Source organism: Enterococcus mundtii (assembly GCF_002947535.1).
Classification (GTDB): Bacteria; Bacillota; Bacilli; order Lactobacillales; family Enterococcaceae; genus Enterococcus_B; species Enterococcus_B mundtii_B.
The window spans coordinates 67,423-82,048 of the sequence record NZ_PUAP01000034.1; the positions used below are offsets into that span (position 1 = coordinate 67,423).

The following is a 14,626-nucleotide window of genomic DNA, read 5'->3' on the forward strand; positions in this document are numbered from 1 at the left end:
AAAGGAGTCTGTATGCCATTTTGTATCTTTTCAATTTTCAAAGTCAATGATTATTGGCTCAAATCAAACAATAAAAAACTCTTAGAGAATTGCCGGCTTGGTTTAGAAATACATCTGCTATTTCCAAACCCATACGTGCGCTCTAAGAGTAATATTCCTATTAAATTTGGTAGAAAAAACTAGTCCTTAATTTGGATACCTAACTCCCTTAACCCATCCTCTATCGAAGTCAATTTGCGACCTAATACTTTTTCAAAATCATCAGAAGTTACATCTAACTGATTGTTGCGAATATCATTTTGGATTGCAGTCGTCATTTCTGCACCGCCTTGAGAAAATCCCGAAGCTGTTAGTTTACCTGTGAATTCATCTGCAGCCAACGAAAGGATTTCTAAAGACTTCCCACTTACTTTAGCAACTTTTTCTGCCAATGTTTGATAAGTGATTGGCTTTCCAGATAATTCTAAGACCTCAGGATAATCCATTCCTGCTAATACTTTTGCAGCTACTTCTGCATACTCTCTCTTTAACGCCCAACCGGTTTTGCCTTTGCCAGCTGCATAAACAAACTGACCAGATTTCAATGCTACCTCGATCAACGGCATCTCATTTTCTAAGTACCAGTTATTTCTTAAAAAGGTATGTTTAATACCCGATTCTTTGATGATTTTTTCTGTGAATTGATGATCTGGAGCGAGGATACTAGTCGAATGATCTGCATCCGCAAAACTAGTGTAGGCAATAAAAGAAACCTTTGCCTCTTTCGCTGCTTCAACAACATGTTGATGTTCAGCTTGTCGGTTTCCCGGTACACCTGATACAAATAATAGACGATCGATGCCTTGTAGCGCCTGTACCATCGTCTCGCGATCAGCATAATCGCCGATGCGAACTTGAAGACCTGCTTCAATTAATTTCTGTGCCTTTTCTTCATTACGAGCAAGGACATAGATCTCCTCCAAAGGAACCAGTTTCTTTAATTCTTCTAAAGCGTAGTGTCCAAATCCTCCAGTTGCTCCTGTTACTAAATAAGTCATATTCCCACTCCCTATTGATTAATTATTTTTGTTCACATAGCTGTACATTTTTAAAATACACCATTATCATAAAGAGTATGCTAAGATAAGTCAAGAAATCAAGTTGAAAGGATGGATTTTTATGAAATATTCTCTACAATTAAGCGATGCGATTCACATCTTAGCGTATATCCACATATTTCAAGGAACTGATCTACTTTCAAGCGACATGATTGCAAGTAGCATTGAAACAAATCCAACAAATGTTCGAAAAATCATGAGTCAATTAAAAAAAGCAGACCTTATCTATACAACAAGTGGGAAACCAACACCCGTACTTGCGAAAGCTCCCGAAAATATCAATTTATTGGAAATTTATCGAAGTATTGAAGGCAACACGAATTTGATCCAAGTAGATCCTAAAACAAATCCGAATTGCGTGGTAGGCGCTAATATACAAGAAGTCTTGGCTGAAACTTATTCTCGATTACAGAAAAAAGTGGAAGAAGAAATGGCAGTAATCACTTTGGATGGGCTCATTAAACAGATTGCATTATCAGAAAAAGAGAAACGCCCAGAAAATCAACCACTCGTGGAAAAATTTCTTTAGTTTGTAAGTAAATCAGAGTCACTTTTAGTTATCTAAAAATTAAAATAACAGTTTTATATTATTATTACTTTTATAATAGATTAAATAATCTTCGTACTGGAAAAAAATTGCTGTTTTCTTTTTATTTATTCGGTAAAATTAAACTATGAAGATAACTAAAGGAGGAAATATTATGAAAGACTGGAAAAACGATTTTTGGGAATCTGATTTAGATCATGGCTATGAATTGTTTATTGAAAAACGTGTTCATGGATTTTTGGTTACTAAAGAAAAGATCAGCGCAAAAGTAATAGAAGACAACAATAAGGAGTATGACATACTTATCCAGCTAACAAATGATGAACGATTCTATGGTTTGTCTTGCAGTTGCTCCCATGAAGATACAGGTCATTGTCCACATGTCGTGGCTGTCTTATTCAAATATGAACAAGAATACAGCTACGAAAATGTAAATGATCTTGTCAAGTTCATTTCTTATGCAGATGAACAAGATGTTCAAGATTTTCTATTGAATATCCTAAAAGAGAATCAAGACCTTACACGACGCTTTCAAGAACATATTGCAATCAAAAATATTGACGATTACGAAAAATTGGTTGTTATCTTAGAGAAACATACCCAATATTTTGGTAGTAATATTAACGACCGTACATTGCAAAAGATCAGCAAAGAACTATCTGAATTTTTAAACAATCTTATTGATACATCCATCGAAAAAAAGCAGATCCTTCATGCATTCGAACTGATGAACAGAGTAGTTGAACACTTTGACTTAGCAAAGGTACATAATGTAGAAAATGATATCAGCCTTATCATGCATCAATGTTACTCTCTATGGAAAAAATTACTGAGACATGCATCTGAGCAAGAAAAACAACGAATGTATTCTAAACTTTCGGCTAAAATAAATAATGCAAGCCAGTCTAGTTTTTATATCCAACAAATTTTACATGAAGAATTCCCCGAACAGTTCTCTGATCAGGATCAGCAAAACCTAGATCAAATATCTGAAAATAGCGGACACTTCAACTATAAAAACAAAAGACTTCTATCCATTCGCCAAATGGAAAATTTAAATTATACAGACAACCAAATTCATCAACGTGCACGTGAAAGTTGGCAATCTCCAACTATACGTTCACAATATATCGACTATCTGATGCAAAAGAAAGCATATGAAGAAGCAATTACTGTTTTGAATGAAAGTATTGTATTAGACCAACACTCTTCCGATATGGTCACCCTGCATCGCTATGCATTAAAAAACCTCTATCATAAACTAGGGAAAAAAGAGCTTTATGCAGAACAAGTTTTGTTTCTCCTATTAGAAGGAGAAACCGTTGATATGAATTTGATCCATCAATTGAAAAAATCATATTCGATCGATCAGTGGGAAGAAGTACGTGAACACTTATTTGAACAATTAAAATATCGTACAGACGTTGGATTGTTCTATTCAAAAGAAAGACGATATGATCTGTTATTGGATTATGTCCTCAAGTCACCTGGACTGGAAGAAGCTAGCCGCTATTTTTCTTTCTTAAGAAAGCAGTTCCCAGAAGCACTCCTTCAAAAATATGAATACGAATTACGCCGAATGGCTGCTGAGACGACTACACGTTTACGGTATCATAAAATGGCTTTGTTGATTGCTGAAATGGCAACCCTCCCTAGTAGCACGATCTCTGTCCAATTATTGATCAAAGAGCTAAAAGAAAAGTACCCACGCAGAAAAGCAATGCTAGAAGAATTGAAAAAGTTAGAAAAAACATATAAATAATCTAGCAATAGCGACCTTATTCACAGTCAGTACTTCAAAAAGCCGAATCAACAAGCAACGCCGTTGATTCGGCTTTTTGAAAAGACAATTATAAATTTGTCAATTTCCTATATTTTCCTAAAAAAGAAAAAGCATTTCAAACACTATTAAATAACATGACGGTTCATCTGTCAATCAAATCCAATCGGAACTGATTGGAGTGGTTTACTTGTTGCTTGCTTCACGTCAGACTCCCACTTGCTATAGATATCTAAAAATCTCACTTCTTCTTCATCACTATATCCTTCAAAAACAACTTTATCGATATTCCCATGATCAAAAAAAATCGTTGTCTCAGGATTTAATCCTGAGGGGTAAAGGACTGCCATATAGTCTGCAAATGTATCTTTTTCCGTCTGTTGATCTGTATATATAGCTCCTCTTCCAACGATAACTAATTTTTGTAAACCTTCCTCAAGCAAAACGACACTTCCTAATGGTAATAACTTTTTGCCCTCACTCATCTTGCATTTCCTCCCTTTCAGTTCCCTTGATATGTTTAATAAAATATTTCTCACCGTACCATTCTAGCTGACTCTTGCCTTCCCTATTGCGGTATTCTTCTGAGTATTTGTGTTTATAATAACCGTGTAATAGATACGGGAAGAATAGATAGGCTTCGGCGATGATAAATCCTATATCAAACGCTAACCACATCGCTAAAATATTGATAAAACCTACCATATCTGTTCGAGGTGTATCTCCATCTGGAAAAATAAAATTCCAAATTATAACTATTATGACCAGTATCCAGCCGTAATTCATTACCATTTGAATGATTTTTTCTATAAAATCATCGACTTTATTTTTTTCTTTATTTTTTATATCAAGTATTTTTATATTTAAGGAATTACTTTTACTTCTAATAACGATGTAGCCTACTATCGTTAATAAAATCAAAACGATTATCATCCCAATAGAAGTTAATAGTTTCAGAAACATAGTAATAAAAAATAAATTTACTGTCAGTATTAACCAAATAAGGTAATTGTTACAGGTGTTCATTGTAATAAAAATTCTTGTACTACTATTATTCTTATTTTTATATCTTGTATATAACCAGATAGATAAATAAATAAAAAGAAATATCCAAAAAAAACTTTCTGGCAAAAAATTTATATCTGGTTCAGGAACAAGGCTATTTCTATCAGGATCTTTCATCCCTAATCCAGTAAATTTAACAAAACCATATTGTGCTATTATTGAAATTATTGATATAGATATTAATAAAAAACGCTTTTTCCCATTATATAATCCTCTTTTTTCAGTATCTTTTATCATATAATCGACTAAACGATCATCCAGCAAGTTTAAGCTTTGTTCAAACGTCGCATTGAATAATTTTTTCATATTCTTCACCAATTAAAGCTACTCTCATCTCTAATGTCTACTCCTTATATTTTTTCTTCTTTATTAGTTCCTTTGATATGCTTGTTAAAATATTTCTCACCATACCATTCTAATTGTGTTTGCCCTTCTAAATTACGGTATTCTTCTGAATATTTGTGTCTATAATAACCATGCAATAGATAAGGGAAGAATAGATAGGCCTGTGCAATAATAAAGCCTATATCAAGTGCTAACCACATCGCTAAAATTTCTATAAAGCCCGTCATATCGGTACGTGGCGCATCTCCACTAGGAAAAATAAAGTTCCAAATAAACCCGATAATAACGACTATTGAGCTATACTTCACCACTAGGTTTATTATTTTTTCTAACCATTTATCTACCTTCTCTTTTTTATTTTTTTTATAGAGCAAATTTTCTAAGGAAGCTTTCTTACTTTTAACTACTATATATCCTATTAATAAAATTATTGAGAAAAATATTCCCATGCCTATAGCTGTTAGAGGTTTTAAAAATGCTGTAATAAAATAAAGATTAATTTCAATTACTAGCCAAGTAAAAATGTTTACCACATTAATGTAGCCCCAGACAAATTTAGTTGCTCGATAACGTTTAATCAATGTATAGGCCCATATAACTAAATACATCACTAAAAATATCCAAAATATAAATGGAGGTAAAAAGTTTACCTCGGCTTGTGGGACAAAACCATCTCTATCGTGGTTCGTAACAATCCTGTTTGTAAATAAAACTATGCCATATAGCATGCCTATCAAAGCTAGTGCTAATATTTTCAATAAAATAGGTCTTTCTTTTAGATCCCACCTTTCAACATCATTTTTCATATAATTGATTAGCTTATCATCTTTCAAATTTAAACTTTCTTCAAAGGATGCCTTAAATAAGTTTCCCATATTCATCTCCAATTAAAATTTATTTCTGGTACTTTTATCGAAGATAGTATATTTCCAATTGATTTTCCCACTTGTTTAATATTTTCATTCATAAGTTTCACTGTATTAACGCTTTTTTCAATTGCCTTACCTAGTTTTTTCGTGTTCCTATCATATATTTTATAAGCCCAATTTTTGACATAATCATAGGTATCTGGCTCTGCAAATTGTAAACTCTTATTTCCCAAACCTATAACTAAACCTAGGCCGGCACCAACGACATTTCCAATTCCTGGTACAAATGTTCCTAACTTTGCACCTAATGTCATTCCCTCTAACGGTCCAATACTCTTCACCATCTCTATTCCACCACCTATTATTCCTTTGCCAATACTTCCTGTTTTTCCATATTCATTCACAGCATTGGCGGCGAAAGTGATGCCTAATTGCGCATAGGTAGCTACTTGGCCTGCCGTTCCTAATCCTTTGGCAACACCCCAATTTTTAGCTCCTTGCACAAATTGAGATTTCTTCAAGGCTTCGCTGACATAGGTTTTTACGGGAGAGGTAAATTTAGTGAAATTTTGATAGGCTTTGCCTAGCGTATCGATTTTAGGAATCCATTTCCCTTGGGCAACGGCTTTACCGAACATTTCGTATTTTGCAAGACCGCTAAATAATTTATTTTTCATACCTGATGGTAGATGATTAGCAAGCATCAAAAATTCATCGTTGGATGCCAACTTATTTACCAATGCATCAGGATAATTGCTGAGCAACATTTCAAGTCGTCTGATTGTGTCGGTTTTCCCATCTTTCAGGGGTTGGACCAATTTTTCGATCTCCGCATACATTTCTAAGTAGGCATTGTTTGAAGATTCTTCCAACAAAGCTTGTCCGTTTGGTTTGTACTTCTCAAACCAACTCCCATCCACTCCTTTCGGCAATACATAACTACCGTCTGCCTTGATGGTTGTTTGATTCAAGACTAATACGCTTTGCATGGCGAGTTTCAATTCCAGTAGACTGTTATTGAACAGTCCACTGGTTTGGGAGTTAAAGGCATGAAGTTTTTGTTGTTTGCGTTGCAAGTTGTAGATATCTTCTTGCAGGCTGTCCGCCATTCGCATCAAGTTTCGATGAAAATCACTTAGCATTTCTGTAATGCCGGGTAATATGCTTGTATTGGCGATCTGCCTAATCGTCTGCGCGTGGTTATCGATCGATTGTTTAGCGAATGTTTTGGCACGAATCTGTCCGCTTAAATTATCTTCGTCCAAGTATCCTTCACTGGCAATCATTTGGTGTGCGGAAGAGTAAAGATTCAAGTCTGACTGAATCCCTTGCACCGCAGTATTTACCCGATTGATCGTAGGTATGATCAACTCAGAAAACAGTCCTTTACCGGCTTGATAAGCCGCTCCGGAGAGAGTTTTGCCATCAATCGCTCGGACAACTTGTTGACTACCTGTTCGTAGTTGAGTGATCGTTGTACGAGCAAGCGATAAATTAGTGGTCAGATTGCTCATTAGATTAGAAGACTCTGTGGCTGAATAGATTAATCCCATCGTTTATTCCTTTCTTTCTGAAGTTCCGTACGTTCTTCTTCAAGTTTGATCACACCTTTTAAGTATTCTTGGTCTAGTTGGTGCTGTTGGCTTTCTACCAACTGCGTGAAGTAAGTTGATTTTCCTTCATTCTCATTCTTCTCCCAACGAGCAACTTGATTTCCTTGAGATACTAATTCTTCTGTGAATTGTTGGATTTCTCGAAAGCTTTTTCGCATATCCATCTCTAAATGATGCATACATTGTTTTAACTGCTGTTTTTCTTTGCTCAGATGCTCCAATCGTTGTTCATTGTTGCTGATTTTACGATCATATTCAGCGATCAACTCTTCCTTTTCCATACTGACTCCTTAGTTGAATCTTGTTTGACTGTCTCTGACTGCGATTACTTGAGCAAGCTGGGGGAATTTGATTGCCTGTTCATTGACACAAGTAACTAGATTTGAAATATCGGTGAGTAGGTTGTTACTGACCTCTACTCCTGTTTTCATACTGCTGATCGTGCTCTTGCTTAAAGAACTTGTTTTACTACTACTAACAGATACATTTTTTATTCCTGATATGGCTGCTGTTGCAGTGGATTCCTGAGAAGCGATTTTCGACATCTTTTTTCTCCTTATCTGAATTGATAGAATGGGTCTTCTTTTAATCTCTCTTCTTCATTGCTTTTTATAGTTTCTACAATCGGTACAGGTTGCTCCTCTTGCACAAGTAGTGGTCTGGCTGGCGCATCCCTAAGTTGCCTCAACAAATCGTCTAAAAATTCTTCATCGTCTTGGTTTTGAAAGCCTTCGAACAACACTTCTGTGATTTGATCGGCATGGATAGAAAAGACTTCTTGGCTTGGTATATCTCCAAATGGATGGGGGGCTACACGATATCTTGATATCACTTTTTCTTCTTCATTTTTGGCGATGGCGCGAGCAACGACGAAATAGAGCAGTTGATCATCTTCTGTCCCTACTAGTCTTAAGATACTGCCTAGTGGCAAAAACGGTGTGATCATTTCTTCTCTCATGCTTCCTCCTCCGTTGGAAATACCAAGGCTTCCAATTGATCATCCTTCAAACTGTGTAGGACGTTTTTAGCGACTATTGCGTTTTTTTCTTGATAAGAAAGATTTTCAATAAATAGTTGATTTTGTAAGCTACCACCAAATAAAATCTGGTCAATATTTTCTTTTATGAACGTAGTGATTCCGCCAAATGTATTGCCCACTTTCGCCATATGATCGAGAAAGACAAATTGTAAATGATCGTTCCCACCACTTAGCAGAGCAGTAACTTCTTCAGGGGCCAATGCTAATTTCCCGACTAAGTCCGCAATACCATTGATTACGACGATCCTCTTGCCAGTTTCATTTGTTAAAAGAGCTTCTAGAGCCGCTTTTAAGGCCATTGATTCTTCAGTGAGACATGAACGGTCCAAATATAGTGAAACACTCACCTTCGCTGATTCCAGAGTTCCATTTGCATCAATCACTACCACTTCTCCTTGGCATTCTTGGCAAATCTGTTGAAGCAACCAAGGCATCATCGCACGAAGTTGTTTGTTGGAGTTGAAAAAGAGCCCTAATCTCATGCCTTGGAATAAGTCGAAAGATTCTACTAATGAAGTGCCTTTGTTCAATCCTAAATACAGTTTGTTTTCGTCATCTTGTACAAAATAAGAAGCGAAACTTTTTTGTGTTAGATTTTCTGGCACCATTGGAATTTTCTCAGGACGTTCGCCTGTCCAAGCTTGATTGATTTCTATTATTTCTTCTTCCAGATTTTGGAGTAGTTCAGCATCATTTTTCCCATTCGTTGGAAGATAAAACTGAATGGTAGTTGGCGCAGCCAGTAAGACTTGTCCGCGGCCATTGATTGCTTCAGGTGACAAAGCATTTCTGCCCATGACCATGTTTATTTCATTTTCATCGTTTAAATATAGCGTTATCTTAGTGGCAATATTGCTCATCATGTTAGTCCGAATGCTACCTGCACGATTTGCCGTCATGACAAGAAAGACGCCTAAACTGGCACCGTCTCTTAGTAATTGAAGAAGCACTTCGTCAATTCTGTCTTTCCGCTTATCTTCCAAACTCAGCCCATCATAACTATCGAGAATGATTCCTATGATCGGTAATTTTTCTCTTGTTCTTGTTTCATATTGCGTTAGATTAGCGACACCAGCTTGCTTGAATAAATTTTTGCGCTCTGCTAATAATTTTTCGATTCGATCAAGCATTTTTTGCAATTTTTCATCTTCTTCTAAAGTTGCAATATCCGCAACATGGGGTAATTCTTTGAGTACTAATAAACCGTTGTTCCCAAAATCCACTAAATGAAATTGGATCATTTCAGGAGTATTTTGACGAGCAAGGTTCATGACTAGAGTTTGTAGCCCTGTCGATTTCCCATAGCCTGGACTGGCAACGATCAATGTGTGACTCGCTTCTTCTAGATTGAAAGTATAATTCATTTGTTTTTGTTCCGAAGGGATATCTAAACAACCAAATGGGATAGCTAAATTGCGGTCTTCTGACTGTTTTACTTTTGGCGTAACAATCTGCTTGTCTAAGTTCGGTAGCCACGGCTTATCTGGCAGCTTGTAGGTAGAACCCACAAAGGTTGTCTTGATCTTATCAATGACTGCCTCTAATTGCGTTGGCAGGTCTCGTGTATCTTTCCCTTGAATGATTTCGACGTCTGGATCATAGAGCAATTCCAATTGGCCCAATTCATTGATTTTAAAGACACGCTCATCGATCACTTCTTCGATCAATTGTTCCGGATCATAAGGAACCCCAGCATAGCCACTTTGAAATAATTCATACACTTCATTTTCGCCAACTTTCAAGTAACCTCTTCCGGGATTCGTGATTTGTGCGGCATCTGGTGTTTTGAGTAGCTCATTCGAGTCTTGGACACTCGCCATTTTCAAGGCAATTTTACTCGTACTATTGGCTTCGATCTGATCATTGACTACGCCAGAAGGTTTTTGGGTAGCTAAAATCAAATGGACACCCAATGAACGGCCGATTCGGGCAACAGATGTAAGTTCATCTAAGAACTCCGGAACATTAGCTTTAAGCTCCGCAAATTCATCGGAAACTAAAATCAAATGAGGCAGTGGTTTTTGCGGATAAATAACCTCTGGTTTTGGGGTCTTTCTTTGTTTATACAAAGTCATGTACCCGTTGATATTGTTTACGCCATATTTGGCAAACTCTCTTTGGCGTTTCGCCAGCTCCGCTTTGATACTCGCTAAGGCTCGCGTAGTTCCAGCGCCATCCAAATTAGTGATTGCGCCCATAAAGTGGGGCAAATGATCTAAGGTGTTGGCTATTCCGCCACCTTTCCAGTCAATAATCAACATACCAATATCTTCTGGTGAAAAATTGATTGCTAAGCCAGTCAAATAAGTCGTTAGAAATTCAGATTTTCCTGATCCCGTCGTACCGCCAACTAAGGCGTGGGGCCCATGAACTCGTTCATGGAGGTCCCAATAGACTAAATCTTTTTTTCCGCGCCAACCAATTAACGAACGAATAGATTTATTAGGCTCAGCAGTAGCCCAGCGGTTCGAAATCGCTAGTTCTTCAACTGTCTTGACCTCATATTGATCGAGTAGACTCAAGCTGTCAGGTACGGCATTTTTTTCTACTTCCACATGATGGAGATTCGCCAAACGCCGAATGGCTTTTTCGATTGGATAAGTTGTCGGCAAATGATTGGGAATAAAACGCTGGTTGACATATTCATTGTCCTGATTGATCAAGGTTGCTGCTTCATTGCTTTGATATTCAATTAAAGTCGTGGTCGTTTCTGGCAACATATTCAACGTTTCTTTTCCCCAAATGACCGTAATCCCATAGTCTCCTAAGTTTTCGGCTAAAAATTCGTTCAATCCATGTCCTGCCAACCAGCTTTCATCCAAAATCGAAAAAACATAATGTGGCTGAAAGTGCACCTTCTCATTTCCTGCCTCACGAACTTGTTGTTTTCTTTTTGCCACTATTTGATAAAAAGAATTCAAGATCATGTCTCGACTTTGGGGGGTATGGACAATTCCTCTTAGATTTAAAGAACGGATTTTATTATGGGGCAACCAACGCCATTCCCGCCAATGTTGTTCGTATTCTTCCGAGGGAATCAATGTAATGAATTCGACGTCTCGATAAGAATGCAATACGCATAACTGAAACAGCAGTAGTTGTAATGCTGTTCGTAAAATACTAGGTGTTCCTGCTAAGCCAACGGTTTGTTCCAACAGTGAAACGATGATCGGTGCATTTCCAAGTTGTTTGTATGGATGGTTGAGATGTTCAAAGGCTTCTTTAATCAGTTCATCCTCTTCTGCCGACTGGAAGTTTGTTTGAAAGCTAGTATTGATTTCGCCGATTCCTAAACGGACAGTCAAAAAATCCTCGTTCACTGTCATGCGTTCATAAATCCTCGCATGATAATCTTTAGCCATCAATGCTAATTCATTCAGTGAAGGATTCATATATTCTAATGCTGTTTTTTGTGTTTGCTGTAAGACGTTAAGCTCCGATTTCTTTTTGATCATATACTGACGGTAATACTCTTCTCTCGCATGATTTTTTCTGTTGCTCTCTTTTTTATTCGTAAAATAACTCGACACAGAAAAACCTGTTGTGAGTAAACTAGCACCCCCCATACTGATCAGCATGACTGGATTCCCCCCGCTCAAGAAACTTGTAGCACCACTCAAAACAACCATGCCTAACGGTGGAACGATGGTTTTCAACCACTCGTTCTTTCCTTCAGTAGCTTTCTGCTTAGGCGATTGGATCTCTATTTTTCCTTTTGGCTCCTTTAAATGGATTCTTGGGCTACGTCTGAATGCTGGAAAATTTTCTGGATACTCGGAAATGTAAGGTTCTTCGAGCAACTGCCAAGGGTCCAACTGTAACTGATTTTTTAAATCTGAGATCTTCAATTGTTTCTCTCGCATTTCAATGATGAGATAATCAATAATCAACTGATCTCCTACAGAAAATGGAAATACCCCTTTTTCTACACGTTGGTGATTGTAATAAACCTTGGCATTACTGGGATAGACCTTTACTTGATAGTCATCGGTGTTGCTATCAAGACTAAGAAAAATCAACGTGTCAGAATCAATACAGATTGCCGAGTCTTGCGCACGTGATAGATAAATACTTTCTCTTGGCTTATTAACAACAACCGTTTTCATATTTTCATGTTGCACGAGGAGAAACTTTTCATCCTTGACTAATTCTCCTTCACAAAAAAGCTGTCCGTCTTCACAGGAAATCGTTCGATCGTCAATTATTACTTGATTCTTTTTTTCTGTTATTTGTGTATGAATGAACGTCGATCCAAAGTAAAAAAGATCATAAAGAACTGCAACGGAATGTTGGATTTGATCAGTCATTGAAATTGGCTTAATTTGCTTCATTGCTATCCGTCTCGCCTTCTAAGATTTCTAAGTACTTATTGATTTCTTCCTCATAACTTGTTAGTAATTCTTGCTTCTTCTGACCACTCATTTTATTGTTTGCTCTCGTTGCATCGTATAGCTTGGTGTAGGCATGTAAAATGTATTGATGATCGCCGATGTTTTGTGCGATATCTAATGATCGGTCAAAATTACCCCGCCCGATATAGATCCAGTAGAGCAAGGTATTCTCATTTGATTTTTGGGAAATGTTGTTTAATATCGCTGTTTTTTGCTCATTCGACAAATTATCTAGCTGTACAGCGCTGACAGCAGCGACATATTGGGCACCAGTAGGAAGATCTTCGGGTTTGTCATCTTTTAATGTGGTCAAGACATTCGCATAATTATTAGCAATATATTGCGTTTCAGCAGAGCTGATCCGTTCTTGTGCGGGAAGTTTATCAAACGCATAGATGCCTGTCGCAAGCGCTAAACCTATTGTTGTGAGGCTTAATAAAACCGTTCCCCATTTGAAAACAAAGTAGCTTTTTTTGTTCACCATTTGAATTTCTGATGCACGCTTTGCTTTTTGCTGTACAACTTGTTCACCAATCATGCGATCGATTTCTGTGACACTGCTTGCTGCTTGGATTCGCTTAGAAAGCTCGTCCTTCAATGTGCCATTTCCTTCAATCAGTTGCTCATAATCGAACTTAGGATGTAAAATTGTCAGGATCAAGGCACGATATTGCTTCAAAAATTCTTCTTCAGATATTTCATAAGGAACAATGGAATGAGCAAAGCCTCGATGTGCTACGATGATTTCTTCTCCAAATAAAAAGAGACTGGCTGGATGAATGAAAGGCTGGATCGGGCTACTTAAAAACTCGGATAAGAAATTGATTTTTTGTGCAAGTAATAATCGTTGAAAAAGTTCCGTTCGTTTAAGGTATTCTTGCAAAGAATAGATTTGTTTACTTTTCTGGTAGTGTATAACGAGTTTTTCTTCTGAGGATTCCACAATATGTCCAGGAAGCAAGTGCTTTTTTTGTGTTAAGAATAGTTGATACTGTTCTAAACGATCCAGTTGGTATTGCTTAGCATTCAGTGTTACTTCTACAGCATCAGTTGTTGTCTCAATGATAATCATCTCAGAAATATCTTTTATGTGGGTCACGTTCGTTCCTCCGATTTTTGTCGAGATTCATGGATCAGCAAATGATCACCTTCACTTAATGGATAATCTGCCACATATGCCTCTTCCTTTAAGCGGATCGGTTTATTCAACACCACTAAGTCGAACACATCTGGCAACGATGAACCATTTTGCATGAAAGATGCCTTTAATAATTCTTTTAATCTTGTAACCGTAACTTGGGTCGGGATCTGCAAATCAAAAATTTCTTCTTTGACTTCTAAGCTGATTCCAATGGCTTGATTTTTTTCCAATTACAACAGTCCTTTAATCATTTTTGTATTTCTGTTGTGAAAACTTTTTCCCAAAATAGGTGCCCCCAACAGTCAGTAAGATACTTCCTAGTAGAAGTAAAATCCACAGAACAATTCTCCCCTGAATACTTGTGTGATTTGGGTTATCTGACAACTGATGTCCTACAGCCATTTGCTCTTCTTTGAATAGTTGGGGGATAATTGTTTGTTCAAAGACCTGGGGCTGAGTGGTTGCTTTTGACACAAAAACTAAGTTCTGAGCCATAGAGATTTGTTGCCTTTCTTGTTGGACACGCTCTTGATCTAATTTTGTTTTATCTTCTAAAAATAAATCGTGTACTACAAATGTTGTTTCATGGTCTTCGATGCCTTCTCTTTCTTGGTAGATCACATGGTTATTGATAGTGAGTGTGCCTGCAAAAACTGTGAGATGCGGGATACTTAAACATAGTAAAAGTACCAACAAAAAGAGAAGCCCTTCTATTTTTTTCTGAACCATTTGCTGCCTC

Annotated in this window: 14 protein-coding genes; 2 read left to right on the plus strand and 12 right to left on the minus strand. The window is 37.1% G+C overall.

The genetic code is table 11. The annotated features are described in order from the left end of the window. Nucleotides 1-179 precede the first annotated feature (179 nt). Nucleotides 180-1,037, minus strand: coding sequence for an SDR family oxidoreductase (locus CUS89_RS11630; protein WP_104872245.1), 858 nt, complete (start codon nucleotides 1,035-1,037; stop codon nucleotides 180-182). Between the two features lie 121 nt (nucleotides 1,038-1,158). Here CUS89_RS11630 and CUS89_RS11635 point away from each other — a divergent pair, with 121 nt between their 5' ends. Further along, on the plus strand, nucleotides 1,159-1,626 hold the full coding sequence (locus CUS89_RS11635; protein ID WP_104872246.1) for an Rrf2 family transcriptional regulator: 468 nt from the start codon (nucleotides 1,159-1,161) through the stop codon (nucleotides 1,624-1,626). Between the two features lie 172 nt (nucleotides 1,627-1,798). After that, nucleotides 1,799-3,406: an SWIM zinc finger family protein gene (locus CUS89_RS11640; protein WP_104872247.1), complete on the plus strand. Its 1,608-nt coding sequence runs from the start codon at nucleotides 1,799-1,801 to the stop codon at nucleotides 3,404-3,406. A 170-nt stretch (nucleotides 3,407-3,576) separates the two neighbouring features. On the opposite strand, the gene CUS89_RS11645 is transcribed toward CUS89_RS11640, so the two are convergent. The 11 genes from CUS89_RS11645 to CUS89_RS11695 are packed head-to-tail and all read right to left on the minus strand — an operon-like array spanning nucleotide 3,577 to nucleotide 14,616. After that, nucleotides 3,577-3,909 (minus strand): DUF4176 domain-containing protein, encoded by a 333-nt coding sequence (locus CUS89_RS11645; protein ID WP_104872248.1) that lies wholly within the window; start codon nucleotides 3,907-3,909, stop codon nucleotides 3,577-3,579. Next, nucleotides 3,902-4,795 (minus strand): hypothetical protein, encoded by an 894-nt coding sequence (locus CUS89_RS11650; protein WP_104872249.1) that lies wholly within the window; start codon nucleotides 4,793-4,795, stop codon nucleotides 3,902-3,904. Before CUS89_RS11650 ends, CUS89_RS11645 begins: the two co-directional genes overlap by 8 nt. A gap of 44 nt (nucleotides 4,796-4,839) precedes the next feature. Beyond that, nucleotides 4,840-5,709: a DUF4176 domain-containing protein gene (locus tag CUS89_RS11655; RefSeq protein ID WP_258082418.1), complete on the minus strand. Its 870-nt coding sequence runs from the start codon at nucleotides 5,707-5,709 to the stop codon at nucleotides 4,840-4,842. A 2-nt stretch (nucleotides 5,710-5,711) separates the two neighbouring features. After that, nucleotides 5,712-7,256 (minus strand): hypothetical protein, encoded by a 1,545-nt coding sequence (locus tag CUS89_RS11660; protein ID WP_104872250.1) that lies wholly within the window; start codon nucleotides 7,254-7,256, stop codon nucleotides 5,712-5,714. Further along, entirely contained in the window at nucleotides 7,247-7,597 is a 351-nt protein-coding gene (locus tag CUS89_RS11665) for a hypothetical protein (protein ID WP_104872251.1), read from the minus strand. The genes CUS89_RS11660 and CUS89_RS11665 overlap by 10 nt, the downstream gene beginning before the upstream one ends. Before the next feature lie 9 nt (nucleotides 7,598-7,606). Further along, nucleotides 7,607-7,861 carry a hypothetical protein gene (locus tag CUS89_RS11670; RefSeq protein ID WP_104872252.1) on the minus strand — a complete coding sequence of 85 codons (255 nt, stop codon included), beginning with the start codon at nucleotides 7,859-7,861 and terminating at the stop codon, nucleotides 7,607-7,609. 11 nt (nucleotides 7,862-7,872) lie between these two features. Continuing rightward, a complete protein-coding gene (locus tag CUS89_RS11675; RefSeq protein WP_104872253.1) occupies nucleotides 7,873-8,274 on the minus strand; it encodes a DUF4176 domain-containing protein in 402 nt (133 codons plus the stop codon). Continuing rightward, nucleotides 8,271-12,686 (minus strand): type VII secretion protein EssC, encoded by a 4,416-nt coding sequence (gene essC / locus CUS89_RS11680; protein WP_104872254.1) that lies wholly within the window; start codon nucleotides 12,684-12,686, stop codon nucleotides 8,271-8,273. The genes CUS89_RS11675 and essC overlap by 4 nt, the downstream gene beginning before the upstream one ends. Next, nucleotides 12,673-13,845, minus strand: coding sequence for a type VII secretion protein EssB (gene essB / locus CUS89_RS11685; protein ID WP_104872255.1), 1,173 nt, complete (start codon nucleotides 13,843-13,845; stop codon nucleotides 12,673-12,675). The genes essC and essB overlap by 14 nt, the downstream gene beginning before the upstream one ends. After that, nucleotides 13,842-14,117 carry a type VII secretion protein, YukD family gene (locus tag CUS89_RS11690; protein WP_104872256.1) on the minus strand — a complete coding sequence of 92 codons (276 nt, stop codon included), beginning with the start codon at nucleotides 14,115-14,117 and terminating at the stop codon, nucleotides 13,842-13,844. The genes essB and CUS89_RS11690 overlap by 4 nt, the downstream gene beginning before the upstream one ends. 13 nt (nucleotides 14,118-14,130) lie before the next feature. Continuing rightward, complete coding sequence (locus CUS89_RS11695) at nucleotides 14,131-14,616, minus strand: hypothetical protein (protein WP_104872257.1); 486 nt, start codon at nucleotides 14,614-14,616, stop codon at nucleotides 14,131-14,133. Nucleotides 14,617-14,626: the final 10 nt, after the last annotated feature.